Genomic DNA, 18,895 nt, shown 5'->3' with positions numbered 1-18,895 from the left:
GGCTCGACGGCTCCTGCCCCCGACCATGCCCCGGGGCGGGCGCGCGCACCACAGGAAGGCGTCAGGCCTCCGTGTGCGCCGCGATCAGCTCGCTGGACCGCTTCACATCGGCGGCCATCGCCACGAGCAGGTCGTCGATCGAGTCGAACTTCAGCATGCCGCGTACGTAGGCGAGGAAGTCCACCGCCACGTGCAGCCCGTAGAGGTCGAGGCCGACGCGGTCGATCGCGTACGCCTCGACGGTCCGCTCGGTGCCGTCGAACTGCGGGTTGGTGCCCACGGAGATCGCCGCGGGCATCGCCTCGCCGTTCACCGTGAGCCAGCCGGCGTAGACACCGTCGGCGGGGATCGCGGTGTGCGGCAGGGTCTCCACGTTCGCCGTGGGGAAGCCGAGCTCGCGGCCCCGCTGCGCGCCGCGCACCACGACGCCTTCGACGCGGTGCGGGCGGCCGAGGATCTCCGCCGCCCCTTCGACGTCGCCCTCGGCGATCAGGCGGCGGGTGAGCGTGGAGGAGAACGGCTCTCCGCCGCCCGCGTCACCGCTCACGTAGAGGTCGATGACCTCGACCTGGAAGTCATGGGTCGGACCGAGCTCGGCGAGGAAGGCGACATTGCCCGCGGCCCGGTGGCCGAAACGGAAGTTCGGGCCTTCGATGACGAGCTTCGCGTGCAGCCTGTCGACGAGCACCTTCTCGACGAAGTCCGCGGGCGAGAGCTTCGAGAACTCGGCGGTGAACGGCAGGATCAGCACCGCGTCCACCCCCAGTCCGGCCATCAGCTCGGCACGCCTCTGGTGCGGGGCGAGCAGCGGGGGGTGGGTGCCCGGGCGGACGACCTCACTGGGGTGCGGGTCGAAGGTGACGACGACGGAGGGCACGCCCAGCTCGCGCGCCCGGTCCACGGCACGGCCGATGATCAGCTGGTGTCCGCGGTGCACCCCGTCGTAGGAGCCGATGGTGACGACACTGCGCCCCCAGCCCTCAGGGATGTCCTCCAAACCACGCCAGCAGTGCACTGTGACCGCTCCTCGCCCGAACCTGTGTACGTGTGTATGTCCATTACGCAGGTCTAAGACTGCCATGCTCGCGTTCCGTGGCCTGCATCGGCACCGGGATCACGAGCCCCGAACCCTCGGGCTCCTCCACCGTCCGCCGGGCACCGGGGCCCACCAGCGCGGCCCACTCCTGCGGGGCGTCCGCCAGCCACCGGGTGACGAGGGCCGCGAATCCGGGCACGTCCCGGGCGAGTTCGATCAGGCCACGGTCGAAGCGGGCCGCGCCTTCGGGCGTCCGTACGAGAAGCATCCCCGTGCGGTGCACCAGGGCGCGGGTGCGGGCTTCGGGGCGGCTGCCGGAGCCCGCGGCGGCAGCCCGCAGCAGGGCTTCGAGCACCTCAGGGTCCTGTCCCGTCTCCTGCTCGAACTCCAGCAGGACCTCCAGCAGCTCGGCCCGCAGCGGCCGCGATGCTGCGCTTCCCGGGGCGGCGAGCACCTGGGCCAGCGCGGCACGTACGGACGGTGGCGCGGGACGGTCCCGCAGCAGCCCGGTCACCAGGGGCAGCAGGAGCGCGCGGGCGGCGGGGCTGTGCTCCAGCCTGAGGTCGACATAGGCGGCGGTCCCCTCCCCGGCGTCCTCCCCCGGACGGCCACGGCTGTCGATGTAGCGGCGTACGAGACCGGGGGCGTGCAGCGCCAGGGCGGGAGAGTCCAGGGCCGCGAGCCTGCGCAGGACACCGGCGGCGGCCTCCCCCGGCAGCGACAGGCGGGCGCGCAGCGCCTCGAGGACCGGCTCGGGGTGCTCCGGGAACACTTCGGTCAGCAGGGCCAGCGGCAGCCGGGGGTCCCCGGCTGCGAAGAGCCGCAGGGCCTGCGGCAGATGGCGGCCCCCGGTGTCCGGGTCCCGTACGAGGACGGTGAGCGCCCGGGCGTGCAGGGCCGTGTCGTCCGGCCTGGCCAGCAGGGTGAGTGCCGCACCGCGCAGCAGGGCGCGGTCGGAGGCGCGGAGGGGCCGGGCGGCGGCGAGCGCGGAGTGGACGGCGGCGGCGGCGCGGCGCTCGGGCCGCTCCTCGTCGCGCGCCCACCGGTCGACGGCCCGGCACAGGGCGGTGGGATCGTCCTCGGCGAGGGTGGTGAGCAGTTCGGCGGCGCGCGGGTGGACGGTGTCGACGAGCGCCTCGGTCAGGTCGTCGACGGCGAGGTCCCGGCGGGCGTACAGGAGGGCCTGCGCGGCGGCGGCCACGGTGAGCCGCATCGGCAGGCCGTCCCCCGCGGGCAGCGGGCTCTCGTCCGTGAACCAGCGGCACAGCAACGCCTGGACCGTCCTGGGCCGGGCGGCGAGGCGCAGGGACACGGCGTCCAGATAGCGTTCGCCGCCGTCGGCCCGTGGGGCACCGTCGGCGGGCAGGAGGCGGCGCAGGAGATCGATCCGGTCGTCCTCGGGCAGCCGGACCCGGCGCCAGAACCAGGGCCCGAATTCGGCGTAGGGGCCGCGCGCGGCCGGGCCCCCGGACAGGGAGCGCCGGGTGATCCGCCCGGCGAGCACCCGCAGCACCCCGACGCAGGGCCGGGCGTCGGGCACCCTGAGCAGGCTCTCCCGGAGCAGACGGGCCGCCCACCAGCCGGCGTCGGTGAGGACTCCCTCCGTGCCGGGGCCGTACGGCAGGCGGTCCATCGCCTCGATGAGGTCCGCCATCCGGTGGGCCAGCGCCGCGTGCCCCTGCCGCCGCTCCAGCAGGAGCATCGCCTGGAGCACGGGGCCGATGCGGTGGCGCGGCACCGGGAGATTGCGGGGTTCGGCCGGGTCCTGCGGGGCGGGTTCGGGGTCCGTGGGCGCCCCGTCCGCGTGCCGGCGGTGGACCAGCGAGTACAGCGCGGCGTCCAGGTCGAGGTGCGCGCCCTGCACCCAGTCGCCGAGCTCCTCGTGGCCGAAGCGGTATCCCGCGCCCGCCGGGACCAGCAGGCCCTCGGTGAGTACGGCGGAGGCCCATCCGGTGCGCCAGGGGAAGATCTCCTCGAACGACGCCCGGTCCAGCTCGCCCTGCCCGGGTCCGAGACAGCGCCTGGCCGCCTCGTGGACCTGGCCGGCCACCTTCGCCGCGAGCCTGCGCACCGCCGTGCCGCGGAGCCTGGGTTCGGCCTGTGCCCCGATGCGGACCGCGATCCGGAGGCAGGTGAGGTCCAGATGGGCGGCGAAGACCTCTTCCGTGCCGGGCCTGCCGGGCACGTCGGGGGGCAGCGCGGCACGCACCTCGGCCAGCAGGCGCAGCGTGAGGGGGTGCCGGTCGTGGCCGGGTGCGAGCGTGCCGGGCGGGATGTCGTACCGTTCGGCCGCCCGCTCGGCCTGCTCCGCTGTGAGGTCGCCGAGACGGACGGACGGCGGCAGGCCGCCGGCCGGGTGCTCCGGATGGTGCAGGGCGCCCGGCGGGTACAGCGCGCCGGCGGTCTCCCAGTGCTCGGGGCGGCAGGCGACGGCCATCCGCACGTCGTGGGCCGGCAGCCACTCGGCCGTCGCCGCGGTCCAGCCGGGAAGCCGGTGGGCCAGCAGCGGCGGCATCTCCTCCGGGCCGTCCACGACGACCAGGAGCGGGTTCCCCGAGGCCGCGGCGAGACGGGCCACCCGCTCGGGGGTGGCGGTCGCCATGTCGCCCCGGGCCCCGGCAGCGGTGAGGATGCGCCCGGAGCGTTGCAGCGCCCTGGTCATCGCGTCGGTGACCGAGGTGTCGTCGGCCAGCAGATCGGCTCCGCGCAGCCAGAGCGTCAGGGCGGGCACAGGCCCGCGGGCACGGCGGGCGGCCAGGGCGGCGAGCTCCGTGGTGCGGCCGGTCCCCGGGGCGCCCACCAGGCCGAGCACCGGACCCGTACCGGTCTCGAAGGCGGTGAACTCCGCGCTGATGTGGGGGCGTTCGACGGCCTCCGTACCGCAGGGCCGGCTGTCGGCGTGGCCGAGCGAGGTGGCGGTCAGCTGCAGTGCCCCGGCGAGGTTGAGGTCGCGGCCGTACCCCGGGACGCCGCTCGCGTTGCGCCGGAGCACCTCGGCCAGCGGGGCCGGGGCGTCCTGGACGGTCAGCGGCACCGCGAGTCCGGCGGTCTCGCGCCCGGCGCTCAGGGCGGTCGAGAGGATGCCCAGGACGGCCCCGGTGAGCGGGTCCGTCACCGGCCCGCCGACAGCCCCGCCGCCGGAGCGCAGCGCGTCGCGCCCGTCCGTGCCGAGCGCGAGCTCCAGCGCCTCGCTCACGGGATGGTCGCGTCCCCCCTCGGTGTAGGTCGCGGGGGTGGTCCCCAGCACCCGCGCCTCGCGCCAGCCGTGGGCCGCGATCCGCACGTAGGTGCCCGTGCCGATCTGTTCGCGTACGGCGACGGGGAGCGGCTCCACCCCCAGGGCCGCGGGGTCGCCGGTGTGCAGCAGGGCGAGACCCAGAGCGGGCAGCGCGGTGATGTCGTCGGGGCCGACGGGACAGCTGCGGCCGTCGGCTGAGCGCAGCGTCAGGGGCGCGGAGCGCGCGACGACCTGATGGCTGGTGACGACCGTGCCCCGGTCGTCCGCGACGAATCCGGTTCCCCGCGGCCGGCCGGCCTGATCGCAGATACTCACAAGTTTCGACCGGTCCCCGCTGCCCATGGTCCGACGTTAGATCCCGGATGATCGGCACCGGAAACGCGCGGGGCGAAAGCGCCCCCCTCGCACCCCCCGGTCACTCCGAGCGCCCGTCCATTGGGGTGAATCAGCGTGTCCGGATGGACAGGGATGTTCAGGGGGAGGGGAATCGTGGAGCGGGCACGCGCCGGGGGGAGCTGCCCGCTCCACGACGGGTCCGGGCCGCCGGGAGGCCTCAGGCGAAGACGGCGAGGCTCTTGGCCTTGCCCTTCTGCTCCTCGACGAGCACGAGGAACGCCCCGTCGGGCCCGAAGACCCCGACCGGCCCCGACGGATACGCCGGCATGTCAAGACGTACGCCGTTGAGCAGCAGCTTGGCGCGCCTGTCGTCCACGTCCCAGCGCGGGAAGGCCGACGCGGCCGCCTCCGCCACCGGCATCACGGTCAGCTCCTTCTGGTGCTGGTCGAGGGTCCGCGCCGCGTCCAGGCCGTACGGTCCGACCCGGGTGCGCCGCAGCGCGGTCAGATGCCCGCCGACGCCGAGCCCGGCGCCGAGGTCGCGGGCGAGGGCGCGGATGTACGTACCCGACGAGCACACGACGGAGACGACCAGGTCGACCACCGGGGTGCCGTCATCGGCGACCGCCGCACGGACGTCGTGGACCTGGAAGGACGAGATGGTCACCGGGCGGGCCGGGATCTCGAACTCCTCGCCGCCGCGCACCCGGGCGTAGGACCGCTTGCCGTCGATCTTGATGGCGCTGACCTTGGACGGCACCTGCATGATCGCCCCGCTCAGCGCGGCGACCCCGGCGTCGATGCCCGCACGGGTGACCCCCGAGGCGTCGGTGGACGAGGTGATCTCGCCCTCCGCGTCGTCGGTGACGGTGTCCTGGCCCAGCCGGACGGTCCCCAGGTACTCCTTCTCGGTCAGCGCGAGATGACCGAGCAGCTTGGTCGCCCTCTCGACGCCGAGGACGAGGACCCCGGTCGCCATCGGGTCCAGCGTGCCGGCGTGGCCGACCCGCCTGGTTCGGGCGATGCCGCGCATCTTGGCGACGACGTCGTGCGAAGTGAAGCCGGACGGCTTGTCGACGATGACAAGTCCGTCCGGCGTCTTCTCCTGCTTGTCCTGCTTGTCCTGCTTGTTCTGCGTCATGCGGAAGGCGAGTCCTCGTCGTTCTCGTCCTCCGGCTTGCGGTACGGGTCCGCACCTCCTGCGTAGGTGGCACCGGAGGACGCCTCGCGGACCTTGGCGTCCGAGGCACGTGCCCGGTCGAGCAGGTCCTCGATCGCCTTGGCGTTGTCCGGCAGGGCGTCGGCCACGAAAGCCAGCGTCGGGGTGAACTTCGTCCCCGCCGCCGCGCCGACCGCCGAGCGCAGGATGCCCTTGGCGCTCTCCAGGCCCGCGGCCGCGCTGGCCCGCTCCTCGTCGTCGCCGTAGACCGTGTAGAAGACCGTGGCCTCTCGCAGGTCGCCGGTGACACGGGTGTCCGTGATGGTCACGTGCGTGCCCAGACGCGGGTCCTTGATACCGCGCTGCAGTTTCTCGGCGACCACCACCTGGATGAGGTCTGCCAGCTTCTTCGCCCGCGCGTTGTCGGCCACTGGTCCGTCTCCTATCTGAACGTGCTCAATCGTCTTCGTCGTTGTGCAGCCGCCGTCGTACGGACAGCAGTTCCACTTCCGGCCGGCCCGCGATCATGCGCTCGCACCGGTCGAGTACGTCGGTGAGGTGTCCGGTGTCCCCGGAGACCACGGCAACGCCGATCCTGGCCCTGCGGTAGAGGTCCTGGCCGCCCGTCTCCGCCACGCTCACCCCGAACTTGCGGTGGATCTCGGCGACGATCGGGCGGACGACGGAGCGTTTCTCCTTCAGCGACCGTACGTCGCCGAGGAGCAGATCGAAGGACAGCGTCCCCACGTACATGTGTGTCCGGATATCCCGCCGGTTCGGGTTCGGGTGCCCGGGGGACGCCCCCCGGGCCGGCACAGCCGCGCCCCCGCCATCACTCGGCGGAGACACCCGAACGGTACACGCAACAGCCGGGGCCGATCGACGGAAATACGACCCGTCGACCGGCCCCGACCGTGGAGGAGGACCCGGGGGTCTCCCCCCGGGCAACCCCGTTGATCAGCCTCGCGGCTTCTCGCGCATCTCGTACGTCGCGATGACGTCGTCGATCTTGATGTCGTTGAAGTTTCCGAGGTTGATACCGCCCTCGAAGCCTTCGCGGATCTCGGTGACGTCGTCCTTGAAGCGGCGCAGACCGGAGATGTTGAGGTTCTCCGCGATGACCTTGCCATCGCGCAGCAGGCGCGCCTTGGTGTTGCGCTTGACCTCGCCGGAGCGGACCAGCACACCGGCGATGTTGCCCAGCTTGGACGAGCGGAAGATCTCGCGGATCTCCGCCGTTCCGAGCTCGACCTCTTCGTACTCCGGCTTGAGCATGCCCTTGAGGGCCGCTTCGATCTCTTCGATCGCCTGGTAGATGACCGAGTAGTACCGGACGTCCACGCCCTCGCGCTCGGCCATCTGCTCGGCACGCCCTGCGGCGCGCACGTTGAAGCCGATCACGATGGCGTCGGAGCCGGTCGCCAGGTTGATGTCCGACTCGGTGACCGCACCCACACCGCGGTGCAGGATCCGGATGTCGACCTCTTCACCGACGTCGAGCTGGAGCAGCGAGGACTCGAGAGCCTCCACCGAACCGGACGCGTCGCCCTTGATGATGAGGTTGAGCTCCTGGACCAGACCGGCCTTGAGCGCCTCGTCCAGGTTCTCCAGGGAGAACCGGACACCCTTGCGGGCGAAGTTGGCGTTGCGCTCACGGGCGGCACGCTTCTCGGCGATCTGACGGGCCGTACGGTCCTCGTCGACGACCAGGAGGTTGTCGCCGGCACCCGGGACGTTGGTGAGACCCAGGACCAGGACGGGGGTCGAGGGACCCGCTTCCTGGACGTTCTGACCGTTGTCGTCGAGCATCGCCCGGACACGGCCGTACGCGTCGCCGACGACCACCGTGTCACCGATGCGCAGCGTTCCGCGCTGGACCAGGACGGTCGAGACGGCACCGCGGCCGCGGTCGAGGTGGGACTCGATCGCAATACCCTGCGCGTCCTGCTCCGGGTTGGCCCGCAGGTCGAGCGAGGCGTCGGCGGTGAGGACGACGGCCTCCAGGAGGGACTCGATGTTGAGGCCCTGCTTGGCGGAGATGTCGACGAACATCGTGTCGCCGCCGTACTCCTCGGCCACCAGACCGAACTCGGTGAGCTGACCGCGCACCTTGGTCGGGTCGGCACCCTCGACGTCGATCTTGTTGACCGCGACCACGATCGGCACCTCGGCCGCCTTGGCGTGGTTCAGCGCCTCGATCGTCTGGGGCATCACACCGTCGTTCGCCGCCACCACGAGGATCGCGATGTCGGTGGACTTCGCACCACGTGCACGCATGGCGGTGAACGCCTCGTGACCCGGGGTGTCGATGAAGGTGATCCTGCGGTCCTCGCCGTTGACCTCGGCGCCGACCTGGTACGCACCGATGTGCTGCGTGATACCGCCGGCCTCGCCCGCGACGACGTTCGTCTTGCGGATCGCGTCCAGCAGCCGGGTCTTACCGTGGTCGACGTGACCCATGACGGTCACGACCGGCGGACGGGAGACCAGGGCCTCTTCGCCGCCCTCGTCCTCACCGAACTCGATGTCGAAGGACTCGAGCAGCTCGCGGTCCTCCTCCTCCGGGCTGACGATCTCGAGGACGAAGTTCATCTCGTCCGCGAGCAGCTTCAGCGTCTCGTCGGGGACCGACTGCGTGGCCGTGACCATTTCGCCGAGGTTCATCATGACGCCGACGAGCGACGCCGGGTTCGCGTTGATCTTCTCCGCGAAGTCCGTGAGCGAAGCACCGCGGGACAGCCGCACAGCCTGCCCGTTGCCGCGGGGCAGCATGACGCCGCCCACCGACGGGGCCTGCATCGACTCGTACTCCTGGCGCCTCTGCCGCTTCGACTTGCGGCCACGACGCGCGGGACCGCCGGGACGGCCGAACGCACCCTGTGTGCCACCACGGGCACCCGGGCCGCCGGGACGTCCACCGAAGCCGGGACGGCCGCCGAAGCCGCCGCCACCACCGGGACGGCCTGCGCCGCCACCACCGGGACCGCCGGGACGGCCGGCGAAACCGCCGCCGCCGCCACCGGGACCGGCCGGACGGCCTGCGAAGCCGCCGCCACCGGGACGACCGCCGCCGCCACCCGGGCGACCGCCGCCGCCACCGGGACCACGGCCACCGCCGGGGCCACCGCCGGGACGCGGGCCCGCAGCGGGACGCTGCGGCATCATGCCGGGGTTCGGACGGTTACCCGAGGGGGCACCGCCCGGACGGGGAGCCTGCGGACGGGGCATACCGCCCGGAGAGGGACGTGCACCACCCTGGCCCTGAGGCCGTGCGTTCTGTGCGCCGCCGGGACCACCCTGGGGGCGCGGGGCGCCGGGGCGCTCCTGACCGCCGCCGGGGCGCGGGGCACCGCCGGGACGGGGCGCCTGGGGGCGCGCCATGCCGGTGGATCCGCCGGAGGTGAAGGGGTTGTTGCCCGGACGGGGTCCGGACGGGCGCGAGCCGCCAGGTCGCGGGGCGCCCTGGCCTGCGGGACGCGCGGGGCGGTCGCTGCCACGCTCGCCACCACGGCCACCGTCACGCTGACCACCGTCGCGGCCGCCGTCACGCTGACCGCCGGCCGGAGCCGGACGGGCGGGACGCGGCCCAGGGGTGGCACCCGCGGGACGCGGGGCCTGCTGGGGTGCGGCGGGCTGCTGCGGCGCGGCCGGCTGCTGGGCCGGAGCCGGAGCCGAGAACTCCGCGGCGGGCACCGGAGTGACCGGGGCGGGCTTCGGCGCGGGCTTGGGGCCCGGACGGGGCCCCCCGGAGGGCGCAGACGGCGCAGACGGCGCGGCGGGCGCCGCGGGGGTGCTGCTCTCCGGAGTCTCCGCGGCGGCCGGCTTGGGGGCCGGGACGCCGGGCTTCGGGGCAGCGGGACGTGCCGCGGCGGCCGGAGACGGCGTCGCGGGCTTCGAGGGGGCGGCCTTGCGAGGCGCGCCAGGCTTTGCAGCGGACTTGCCGGCGTTGCCGCCGGGACCCTGCAGTGCGTCAGTCAACTTGCGTACGACCGGCGCCTCGATCGTCGAGGACGCCGAACGGACGAATTCACCGAGTTCTTGGAGCTTGGCCATGACGACCTTGCTCTCCACGCCGAACTCCTTGGCGAGTTCGTATACCCGGACCTTAGCCACTTCGCTCCTTTTAGGTCCGGGTTACCGCCGGACCGTCGCTACTTCATGGGCGTACTCATCGCGTACTCATCGAGTGCTCATCGCAATCTCGACCTACTTCCAACTCGCGAGGTACCTGACCGCACGGGGACCCGTGCCGTTCACTTTCTTACGGTGTCACCCGCTCGACGAACCGCCGCAGTGCAGCGGAATCGAACGGCCCCCTGGCCTTGAAGGCCCGGGGGAATGCCCGGCGGCGGACCGCCAGGTCGAGACAGACAGGGACGGGGTGTACGTACGCACCCCGGCCGGGCAGCGTACCGCGTGGATCAGGGACAACTTCCCCCTCGTCCACCACGGTGCGCAGCAGCTCGCTCTTGACCGCTCGCTCCCGGCATCCCACACAGGTTCGCTCGGGGCAAGCGCGGGCGTGCGTCCGGCCAGACACGTTTAAGTCTACCTCCCCGCATCGACCTCACCCATGGGGGGCAAAAATCGAACGGATGTTGTCGTGATCTCAGCGGCATGGCGCCTCGATCTATTCCTCGGGAGCAGGTCAGCCGCGCTCGGAACGCTCCCGGGCGCGCTCGGCGCGCTCACGGTCGGCGACGTCCCGCTCGGCGTCGGTCTCGGTGTCCGGGCGGATGTCGATGCGCCAGCCGGTGAGACGGGCGGCCAGACGGGCGTTCTGCCCCTCCTTGCCGATCGCCAGCGACAGCTGGTAGTCGGGCACGGTCACCCGGGCGGAGCGCGTCCCGAGGTCCACGACCTCGACCTTGCTCACCCGTGCGGGTGACAGTGCGTTGGCGACCATCTCGGCCGGATCGTCCGACCAGTCGACGATGTCGATCTTCTCACCGTGCAGCTCGGCCATGACGTTACGCACCCGGCTGCCCATCGGGCCGATACAGGCGCCCTTCGGGTTGAGACCGGCCCGGGTGGAACGGACGGCCATCTTGGTGCGGTGGCCGGCCTCACGGGCGATGGCCTCGATGACGACCGAGCCGTCCGCGATCTCCGGAACCTCCAGCGCGAAGAGCTTCTTCACGAGGTTCGGGTGGGTGCGCGAGAGCGTCACCGACGGGCCGCGCACGCCCTTGGCCACCCGTACGACGTACGTACGCAGCCGGAGGCCGTGGGTGTACTCCTCGCCCGGCACCTGCTCCTGCACGGGCAGGATCGCTTCCAGCTTGCCGATGTCGACCAGGACGTTCTTCGGGTCCTTGCCCTGCTGGACGAGACCCGTGACGACGTCACCCTCGTGGCCCGCGTACTCGCCGAACGTACGGTCGTCCTCGGCGTCGCGCAGCCGCTGCAGGATGACCTGCTTGGCGGTGGTCGCGGCGATACGGCCGAAGCCGGACGGCGTGTCGTCGAACTCCTCGGGCTCCTGGCCCTCTTCGAGCTCGGCCGGGTCGTCCTTCGCCCACACCGTGACATGGCCGCCCGCGTCCAGCTCCACGCGCGCACGGCGGTGGCTGCCCTCGGTGCGGTGGTACGCGATGAGGAGGGCCGACTCGATCGCCCCGACGAGCACGTCGAAGGGGATCTCCTTGTCCTGCGCCAAGCCCTTCAGAAGCTTCACATCGATGTCCACGGCTACGCCTCCTCTTCCTTCTTGTCCTTGCGGTTGAATTCGATCTCCACGCGCGCCTTGGCGATCTCGTCGAAGGCGAGGCGCCGCGCGGTGGGCTTGCGGCCCTTCACGCCCGGCACTTCCAGATCGAGTCCCTCGTCGTCCACCCCGAGGATGCGGGCCACCAGCTCGCCGCCCTCACTCAGGGTGATCCTCGCCAGCCGGCCGGTGGCGCGTACGTAGTGGCGGTGCTCGGTCAACGGGCGGTCGGCGCCCGGAGAGCTCACTTCGAGGACGTACTCGCCCTCGCCCATGGCGTCGGTCTCGTCCAGCGTCTGCGAGATGTCCCTGCTGAGCTCCGCGCAGGCGTCGAGCTCCACGCCGTCCTCGGAATCCACGATGACCCTCAGCACCCTGCGGCGGCCCGCCTTGGACACCTCGATCTCCTCGAGGTCCAGCTCCTTGGCGCTGACGAGCGGCTCCAGCAGTTCGCGCAGCCTGTCGCTCTGGGTGGTGCTCATCCGGGTGACTCCTCGGCCGCGTGTGCTGTTGTGGGGATCGTCGCGTGTCAGGTCAAAGGGTATCCGGTCCGCAGGGGTGTTGCCGTCCCCCTCCCGTCCGGCCGCGGGTACGCTCACCCCCGGTGATCACTTCGGGTCAGAAACTGTCAAAAACCAGGCTGAAGGAGACAAGTGCACCGCACGGGGACGACGCGCAGGGGTGCGCTCACCGCTACGGGAGCCTTCGCCGTGGGTGCGCTGCTGACGAGCTGCGGGGACGGGTCAGGGACCCGAAGTGGCCCCGGGGGTACGGACGCCGCTGCCGCATCGCTCCGGGCGGTCGCGGCACTGCGGGCGTCGGCCGCCCGGGACAGCGCCTCACTGCTGGCCCGCTACGAACAGGTCGCCACGGACCACCCGGTGACGAAGCCGGGGCTCGCGCCGCTGGACGCGGCGGTACGGGAACACCTCGCGGCACTGGGCGGACCGGCGAAGGCCGCGAGCGGCTCGCCCTCCCCCGGGCCTTCGGCGGCGGCACCCACCACCGACGCGCGGGCCGCCCTGAAGGAACTCGCGGCCGAGGAACGCCGGGTGGCGGACGGCCGCGCCACGGCGCTGCTGACCGCCGAACCGGAACTGGCCAGGCTGCTGGCCTCGATCGCCGCGGCAGGCGCCGCCCACGCGTATCTGCTGACCGAACTGGCCAAGGAGACCTCGGAATGACCGGCATGACACAGCCGGCCGGGAAGGCCGACAGGAGCACGAAGAGAACCCTGCGGGCCGCACAGGCGGCGCTCGCCGCCGAGCACGCCGCGGTGTACGGATACGGCACCCTGGGAGGCCGCCTGGAGGGCGGCCGCCGCAGCGACGCGACGGCGGCCTGCGACGCCCACCGTGCGCGGCGGGACACCCTCGCGCGGAAGGTGCGTGACCTGGGCGGTACGCCCGTGGCGGCGCACGCGGCGTACGACCTGCCCTTCGCCGTGCGGGATCCGGCGTCCGCGATGCGGCTCGCCGCCGTCATCGAGGACCGGGTCGCGGGGGTCTACTCCGATCTCGTACGGGCCGCCGACGGCTCGCTGCGGCAGGATGCCGCGGGCGCGCTCCGGGAGGCCGCGGTGCGTGCGGTGCGCTGGCGCGGCACGGGCGTAGCCTTTCCTGGGCTCGCCGAGAAGGCCTCCCCGCCGGAGAACACGGCGGAGGCAGGGGCCACGGGTCTCACGCACTGAGCACACGGGTGCCGGGCACCGGGCGACCGAGCACGCACGCTCCGAAAGGGAACAAGGCACGTATGGGTTTCGAACCGCCGCAGCGTCTGGTGCGAGCGCTCGGCGAGACGTACGGGGACGCGGCCGCGGCCGAGTGGCTCGGCCGGCTCCCCTCGCTCACCGACGACGCACTGTCCGCGCACGCGGTCTCCGTGGACCGGGTGTGCGCTCCCGGCGGGCGCAGCAGCCTGGCCCTCCTCGTGCACCGGGCCGACGGCACACCCGCCGTGCTGAAGATCGCGCCCGAAGGGGCCGCTCCCGCGCTCGAGAGGGCCGCGCTCGCCCATTGGAAGGGCTGGGGCGCCGTCGAGCTCCTGGAGGCCCAGGACGCCGTCAGGGCGCCCGGGGACGCCCTCCTGCTGGAACGGCTGCACCACGAGGTGTCCCTGCGCTCCCTGCCCGAGGCGAAGGCTCTGCTGGAGGCGGCGGGCACGGTGCGGCGGCTCTGGGTCGAGCCGCCGGCCGGCCACGCCTTCGAGACGGTCACCGAGCGAACCGGCCGGCAGGCGGAGCCCATGCGAGCCGCCGCCGTGCGGGACCCGGTGCTGGAGCCGCTGGTCTCCGCGGCCCTCGCCGCCCGTGAGGAGCTGGTCCAGGACTCCCCCGAGAGCTTCCTGCTGCACGGCAACTTCCGGCAGAGCAAGGTCCTTTCGGGTGAGCGTGCACCATGGCTCGCGGTCGGCCCCGAGCCGCTGACCGGGGAGCGGGCGTACGACCTGGCGCGGCTGGTGCGTGACCGGGTCGAGGACCTGATCGCCTCGCCGGGCGGTGCGGTGACGGCCCGTCGCCGGGTCAAGAAGCTCGCCGAGTCGCTGGAGCTCGACCAGGCGCGGCTGCGCGGCTGGACGCTCTTCCGGGCTGTCGAGTCCGGCACCCGGGCACTGACGGCGGGGCGCACGCAGGACGGCGAGCTGTCACTGGAGTTCGCGGGCTGGCTCTGACCGCCCGACACGGACGGCAGGGGGCCCCGCGCGATGCGCGGGGCCCCCTGCTTCACAGGTCGGGTCGGATCAGCCCTGGTCGGTCAGGCGGGCGATCGCCTCGTCGACGGTGAGCTCCTCGCGCTCGCCCGTGCGGCGGTCCTTGAGCTCCAGGACGCCCTCGGCCGAACGACGGCCGGCGACCAGGATCTTCGGGACGCCGATGAGCTCGGAGTCGGTGAACTTCACACCGGGAGAGATGCCCGGGCGGTCGTCGACCAGGACGCGCAGACCGGCCGCGTTCAGCTTCTCCGAGACGTCGAGGGCAAGCTCGGTCTGGAGCGCCTTGCCCGCGGCGACGACGTGCACGTCGGCCGGGGCGATCTCGCGGGGCCAGCACAGCCCCTTGTCGTCGGCGGTCTGCTCGGCGAGTGCGGCCACCGCGCGGGACACCCCGATGCCGTACGAGCCCATGGTCACGCGGACCGGCTTGCCCTGCTGGCCGAGGACGTCGAGGGAGAAGATGTCGGCGTACTTGCGGCCGAGCTGGAAGATGTGGCCGATCTCGATGGCACGGTCCACCTGGAGGCCGGTGCCGCAGTTGGGGCAGGGGTCGCCGGCCTCGACGACGACGACGTCGAGGTGGTCGTCGATCTCGAAGTCGCGGCCCGCGACGACGTTCCTCGCGTGCTTGCCCTCCTTGTTGGCGCCCGTGATCCAGGCGGTGCCGGCGGCGACACGGGGGTCGGCGATGTAGCGCACCTTCTCCAGGCCCTGCGGGCCGACGTACCCGCGCACCAGGTCGGGGCGGCCCACGAAGTCCTCGGCGGTGACGAGCTCGACGACGGCGGGGGCGAGGTGCTCGCCGAGCTTGCCGAGGTCGACCTCGCGGTCCCCGGGCACACCGACGGCCACGATCTCGCCGTCGACCTTGACCAGGAGGTTCTTCAGGGTGGCGGAGGCCGGGACGCCGAGGTGGGCGGCGAGGCTCTCGATGGTGGGGGTGTCGGGGGTGTCCAGCTCCTCGACCGGGCCGGTCGCCGATCCGTCGGCCTCGGTGGCCTTGAAGGTCACGGCCTCGGTGTTGGCGGCGTAGTCGCAGTTCGGGCAGTCGACGAAGGTGTCCTCGCCTGCGGGCGCGGGGGCGAGGAACTCCTCGGAGGCGGAGCCGCCCATGGCGCCGGAGACCGCGGAGACGATGCGGTGGTCGAGGCCGAGGCGCTCGAAGATCCGGATGTACGCGCCCCGGTGCAGCCGGTACGCCTCGGCCAGGCCCTCGTCGGTGGTGTCGAAGGAGTACGAGTCCTTCATCTGGAACTCGCGGCCGCGCAGCACACCGGCGCGGGGGCGGGCCTCGTCGCGGTACTTGGTCTGGATCTGGTAGAGGATCACGGGCAGGTCCTTGTAGGACGAGCACATGTCCTTGACGACCTGGGTGAAGATCTCCTCGTGGGTGGGGCCGAGCAGGTAGTCGGCGCCCTTGCGGTCCTTGAGGCGGAACAACAGGTCGCCGTACTCGTCGTACCGGCCGCTCGCCTCGTACGCCTCCTTGGGCAGCAGGGCGGGGAGCAGGACCTCCTGACCGCCGATGGCGTCCATCTCCTCGCGGACGACGCGGGTGACGTTCTCCAGGACCTTCTTGCCGAGGGGCAGCCAGGACCAGATACCGGCCGCGGTGCGGCGTACGTAACCGGCGCGGACGAGGAGCTTGTGGTTGAGCGTCTCGGCGTCCGCCGGGTCGTCGCGCAGTGTCTTGATCATCAATCGGGACATGCGCTGGACCTGGGCCATGATGAACTCCTGCTCGCAAGGGTGGTGAGCCCGAGGTTAGCCGGGCGGCCCGTGCGGGCGGAAATCGATTCCCCGGCGGCCGCTCAGCCGCGGCGCAGCGGGAGGGGCGCGCCCATCACCGCGTACGGCTTGGGGGCGCTCGGGAAGAGCACCTGCCGGGCGAGGTCCTGATAGCCCAGGGCGCGGTAGAGCCCGCGGGCGGGGCTCTCGGTGTCGATCGCGGAGAGAATCGAACGGGGCAGGTCGACGGCGTCCGTGATGCCGGTGATCAGCCTGCGGCCGATGCCGCGCTGCTGGAACTCCGGGTGGACATGGAGCTCGGTGATCACGAACGAGTCGTCGAGCCAGCCGTCGGACCCGGTGGCGCGCAGATACGGTTCGACGACGGTGGACCACCAGTGGGTCCGGTCGTTCGGCAGCCCGTAGACGAAGCCGACGAGCCGTCCGTCGGCGGCGGTCGCGCCGAGTGCGCGTGCCTGCGGATCGTCGAGGTGCCGCAGCACGATATGGCGGCGTACGTCGATCTCGTCCTGGGAGAGGCCGAAGGCGAGGGCCTGCACGGCCAGTGCCTCGTCGACGCGGTCGGCGAGGTCGAGCGGTCCGACCACGGTGTCGGGGGTCCCGGAGCCCCAGGGGGACGAGGGAGTTGCTGCTGCCATGCCGGAACCCTACTGGCCGTGCCGTCCGGTCAGAACAGCACGCTCATGAAGGCGCCCGTCTCACGGAAGCCGACGCGGCTGTAGGCCTTGCGCGCGGCGGTGTTGTAGTCGTTCACGTACAGGCTGACGACGGGTGCCACATCGCTGAGCGCGTGGCGCAGGACGGCTGCCATGCCCGTCTCGGAGAGTCCGCGGCCGCGGGCCTCGGGGGAGACCCAGACGCCCTGGATCTGGCAGGCGCGGGGGGTGGCCGCGCCGATCTCGGCCTTGAAGAGGACCTTGCCGTCCTCTATGCGTGCGAAGGAGCGGCCGGTGGTGATCAACTCGGCGACCCGCGCCTGGTAGAGGAGCCCGCCGTCGCCGGCCAGCGGGGAGATGCCGACCTCCTCGGTGAACATGGCGACGCAGGCGGGCATGAGGATGTCCATCTCCTCCTTGCGGACCCTGCGTACGAGCGGGTCGGCCGCGATCTCGGCCGATGGCCGGTCCGTCATCATGAGCGGCTGGTTGGGCCGGACCTCGCGGGCGGGGCCCCAGCTCGGTTCGAGCAGGTGCCACAGCTGGGCCGTGGGGCCGGCGGGGCCGACGATCGAGGAACATCGGCGGCCGGCCCGCCGGGCACGGTCGGCGAAGGCCCTGATGGCCTCGGGGGTGGCGCAGATGGGGACGAGGTTGGCCCCGGAGTAGCAGAGCGAGCGCAGTCGGCCGTCGGCGTACCAGCCCCACATCTCGCCGCCGAGACGCCAGGGATCGAGCCCGGCGATGTGGACGCGGGACGTCACGAAGGCGTTCTCGACGGGGGCACTCTCAAGGATGGTGAGCGCGGCGGGGAGCTCGCCGGGGTCGAGGACCCGGGTAGTGGTCTGCGTCAACACTGGGGCCTCACCAAACGGTCTACTGATGTCCGCACTGTACCGAACAAGGCTGTGGGATGCCGCTCCGGGCGGGAAGGCCGATGTGCGGGAAAACACGGCTGTGCCCCGCAGGCGGGGCCTGCGGGGCACAGAGAGGCGGGAGGTCAGCCGGCGATGGAGACCTGGGGTTCGCCCGAGGAGATGCCGTCCTTCTCCATCTGTTCCGCGATCTTCATGGCTTCCTCGATGAGGGTCTCCACGATCTTCGACTCGGGGACGGTCTTGATGACCTCACCCTTCACGAAGATCTGCCCCTTGCCGTTGCCCGAGGCCACACCCAGATCGGCCTCACGGGCCTCACCGGGACCGTTGACGACACAGCCCATCACCGCGACACGCAGCGGGACCTCCATGCCCTCCAGACCCGCACTGACCTGGTCCGCGAGCTTGTACACATCCACCTGCGCACGCCCGCACGACGGACACGACACGATCTCCAGACGGCGCTGCTTGAGATTCAGCGACTCCAGGATCTGAAGACCGACCTTGACCTCCTCCGCAGGCGGAGCCGACAGCGAGACCCGGATGGTGTCCCCGATGCCCTCCGAGAGCAGCGCCCCGAACGCCACGGCCGACTTGATCGTCCCCTGGAACGCCGGACCCGCCTCCGTCACACCCAGATGCAACGGGTAGTCCGACTGCGCAGCGAGCTGCCGGTAGGCGTTCACCATCACGACCGGGTCGTTGTGCTTCACCGAGATCTTGATGTCCCGGAAGCCGTGCTCCTCGAACAGCGACGCCTCCCACAACGCCGACTCCACCAGAGCCTCCGGCGTCGCCTTCCCGTACTTCTTCAGCAGCCGCGCGTCCAGCGAACCCGCGTTCACCCCGATACGGATCGGCGTACCCGAATCACCCGCCGCCTTCGCGATCTCCCTGACCTTGTCATCGAACTGCTTGATGTTCCCCGGATTCACCCGGACCGCCGCACACCCCGCGTCGATCGCCGCGAACACGTACTTCGGCTGGAAATGAATGTCCGCGATCACCGGGATCTGCGACTTCTTCGCGATCGTCGCCAACGCGTCCGCGTCATCCTGCGTAGGACACGCCACCCGCACGATCTGGCAGCCCGACGCCGTCAACTCCGCGATCTGCTGCAACGTCGCACCGATGTCCGACGTACGCGTCGTCGTCATCGACTGCACCGACACAGGGGCGTCGCCACCGACCGCCACGGAGCCGACCTGGATCTGGCGGCTGACCCGTCGGTCGGCGAGCTTGGTCGGAACGTCCGGCATTCCGAGAGAAATCGCAGTCATGCGCTGAGCATCCCCAAGGTGTGGATCAGTGTGGATCGAGGTCCCGAGAACTGTGGGCTCCAGGGATCGAGGTTACGGCACCGGAGGAGAACGGGCCGCACCCGTGCCGTCGAAACCGCCCGATGGGCGGCAGCCGTACACCCC

At 72.0% G+C, this 18,895-nt stretch carries 16 protein-coding genes; 3 read left to right on the top strand and 13 right to left on the bottom strand.

Translation table 11 applies throughout. The features are described from left to right. Positions 1 to 61: 61 nt before the first annotated feature. From AB0C75_RS17025 to rimP, 9 genes are all read right to left on the bottom strand, one after another. Positions 62 to 1,015, bottom strand: a complete 954-nt coding sequence (locus AB0C75_RS17025) for a bifunctional riboflavin kinase/FAD synthetase (RefSeq protein WP_362891439.1) — start codon at positions 1,013 to 1,015, stop codon at positions 62 to 64. Positions 1,016 to 1,058: 43 nt separating this feature from the next. Next, positions 1,059 to 4,616 (bottom strand): trypsin-like peptidase domain-containing protein, encoded by a 3,558-nt coding sequence (locus AB0C75_RS17020; protein ID WP_362891437.1) that lies wholly within the window; start codon positions 4,614 to 4,616, stop codon positions 1,059 to 1,061. Positions 4,617 to 4,827: 211 nt separating this feature from the next. Next, complete coding sequence (gene truB / locus AB0C75_RS17015) at positions 4,828 to 5,751, bottom strand: tRNA pseudouridine(55) synthase TruB (RefSeq protein WP_362891435.1); 924 nt, start codon at positions 5,749 to 5,751, stop codon at positions 4,828 to 4,830. After that, complete coding sequence (gene rbfA / locus AB0C75_RS17010) at positions 5,748 to 6,200, bottom strand: 30S ribosome-binding factor RbfA (protein ID WP_362891433.1); 453 nt, start codon at positions 6,198 to 6,200, stop codon at positions 5,748 to 5,750. Before rbfA ends, truB begins: the two co-directional genes overlap by 4 nt. Before the next feature lie 25 nt (positions 6,201 to 6,225). Further along, positions 6,226 to 6,522, bottom strand: coding sequence for a DUF503 domain-containing protein (locus AB0C75_RS17005; RefSeq protein WP_362891431.1), 297 nt, complete (start codon positions 6,520 to 6,522; stop codon positions 6,226 to 6,228). A 204-nt stretch (positions 6,523 to 6,726) separates the two neighbouring features. Next, positions 6,727 to 9,882: a translation initiation factor IF-2 gene (gene infB / locus AB0C75_RS17000; RefSeq protein ID WP_362891429.1), complete on the bottom strand. Its 3,156-nt coding sequence runs from the start codon at positions 9,880 to 9,882 to the stop codon at positions 6,727 to 6,729. Positions 9,883 to 10,030: 148 nt separating this feature from the next. Then, positions 10,031 to 10,309 carry a YlxR family protein gene (locus tag AB0C75_RS16995; protein WP_362891427.1) on the bottom strand — a complete coding sequence of 93 codons (279 nt, stop codon included), beginning with the start codon at positions 10,307 to 10,309 and terminating at the stop codon, positions 10,031 to 10,033. 108 nt (positions 10,310 to 10,417) lie between these two features. Further along, positions 10,418 to 11,458, bottom strand: a complete 1,041-nt coding sequence (gene nusA, locus AB0C75_RS16990) for a transcription termination factor NusA (RefSeq protein WP_362891425.1) — start codon at positions 11,456 to 11,458, stop codon at positions 10,418 to 10,420. Between the two features lie 2 nt (positions 11,459 to 11,460). Beyond that, positions 11,461 to 11,958 carry a ribosome maturation factor RimP gene (rimP, locus tag AB0C75_RS16985; RefSeq protein ID WP_362891423.1) on the bottom strand — a complete coding sequence of 166 codons (498 nt, stop codon included), beginning with the start codon at positions 11,956 to 11,958 and terminating at the stop codon, positions 11,461 to 11,463. 171 nt (positions 11,959 to 12,129) lie between these two features. Here rimP and AB0C75_RS16980 point away from each other — a divergent pair, with 171 nt between their 5' ends. The 3 genes from AB0C75_RS16980 to AB0C75_RS16970 all read left to right on the top strand — a co-directional run bounded on the left by AB0C75_RS16980 (position 12,130) and on the right by AB0C75_RS16970 (position 14,146). Next, entirely contained in the window at positions 12,130 to 12,660 is a 531-nt protein-coding gene (locus AB0C75_RS16980) for a hypothetical protein (protein WP_362891421.1), read from the top strand. A 5-nt stretch (positions 12,661 to 12,665) separates the two neighbouring features. Continuing rightward, positions 12,666 to 13,166, top strand: coding sequence for a ferritin-like domain-containing protein (locus AB0C75_RS16975; RefSeq protein ID WP_362891531.1), 501 nt, complete (start codon positions 12,666 to 12,668; stop codon positions 13,164 to 13,166). Between the two features lie 62 nt (positions 13,167 to 13,228). Further along, the gene (locus tag AB0C75_RS16970; RefSeq protein ID WP_362891420.1) at positions 13,229 to 14,146 is read left to right on the top strand and encodes an aminoglycoside phosphotransferase family protein; all 918 of its coding nucleotides are present in this window, start codon (positions 13,229 to 13,231) and stop codon (positions 14,144 to 14,146) included. Between the two features lie 69 nt (positions 14,147 to 14,215). Here the strand turns inward: AB0C75_RS16970 and AB0C75_RS16965 are convergent, their stop codons facing one another. From AB0C75_RS16965 to ispG, 4 genes are all read right to left on the bottom strand, one after another. After that, positions 14,216 to 15,916 carry a proline--tRNA ligase gene (locus AB0C75_RS16965; protein WP_362891419.1) on the bottom strand — a complete coding sequence of 567 codons (1,701 nt, stop codon included), beginning with the start codon at positions 15,914 to 15,916 and terminating at the stop codon, positions 14,216 to 14,218. Positions 15,917 to 15,999: 83 nt separating this feature from the next. Continuing rightward, on the bottom strand, positions 16,000 to 16,575 hold the full coding sequence (locus tag AB0C75_RS16960; protein WP_362891417.1) for a GNAT family N-acetyltransferase: 576 nt from the start codon (positions 16,573 to 16,575) through the stop codon (positions 16,000 to 16,002). Positions 16,576 to 16,604: 29 nt separating this feature from the next. Continuing rightward, positions 16,605 to 17,450, bottom strand: a complete 846-nt coding sequence (locus AB0C75_RS16955) for a GNAT family N-acetyltransferase (RefSeq protein WP_362891416.1) — start codon at positions 17,448 to 17,450, stop codon at positions 16,605 to 16,607. A 143-nt stretch (positions 17,451 to 17,593) separates the two neighbouring features. Beyond that, entirely contained in the window at positions 17,594 to 18,751 is a 1,158-nt protein-coding gene (ispG, locus tag AB0C75_RS16950; protein WP_362891414.1) for a flavodoxin-dependent (E)-4-hydroxy-3-methylbut-2-enyl-diphosphate synthase, read from the bottom strand. Between the last annotated feature and the right edge of the window lie 144 nt (positions 18,752 to 18,895).

The sequence above is a fragment of the Streptomyces sp. NPDC048565 genome (assembly GCF_040650935.1).
Taxonomy (GTDB): Bacteria; Actinomycetota; Actinomycetes; order Streptomycetales; family Streptomycetaceae; genus Streptomyces.
Note: the sequence above shows the minus strand (reverse complement) of the source record. Positions and strands in the feature narration are given on the sequence as shown.

Bases quoted from the DNA above. Each gene is read 5' to 3' on its own strand.
- AB0C75_RS17020 (WP_362891437.1), bottom strand. From the start codon at position 4,616: ATGGGCAGCGGGGACCGGTCGAAACTTGTGAGTATCTGCGATCAGGCC.
- truB (WP_362891435.1), bottom strand. From the start codon at position 5,751: ATGACGCAGAACAAGCAGGACAAGCAGGACAAGCAGGAGAAGACGCCG.
- AB0C75_RS17005 (WP_362891431.1), bottom strand. From the start codon at position 6,522: ATGTACGTGGGGACGCTGTCCTTCGATCTGCTCCTCGGCGACGTACGG.
- rimP (WP_362891423.1), bottom strand. From the start codon at position 11,958: ATGAGCACCACCCAGAGCGACAGGCTGCGCGAACTGCTGGAGCCGCTC.
- AB0C75_RS16975 (WP_362891531.1), top strand. From the start codon at position 12,666: ATGACACAGCCGGCCGGGAAGGCCGACAGGAGCACGAAGAGAACCCTG.
- AB0C75_RS16970 (WP_362891420.1), top strand. From the start codon at position 13,229: ATGGGTTTCGAACCGCCGCAGCGTCTGGTGCGAGCGCTCGGCGAGACG.
- AB0C75_RS16965 (WP_362891419.1), bottom strand. From the start codon at position 15,916: ATGGCCCAGGTCCAGCGCATGTCCCGATTGATGATCAAGACACTGCGC.
- AB0C75_RS16960 (WP_362891417.1), bottom strand. From the start codon at position 16,575: ATGGCAGCAGCAACTCCCTCGTCCCCCTGGGGCTCCGGGACCCCCGAC.
- ispG (WP_362891414.1), bottom strand. From the start codon at position 18,751: ATGACTGCGATTTCTCTCGGAATGCCGGACGTTCCGACCAAGCTCGCC.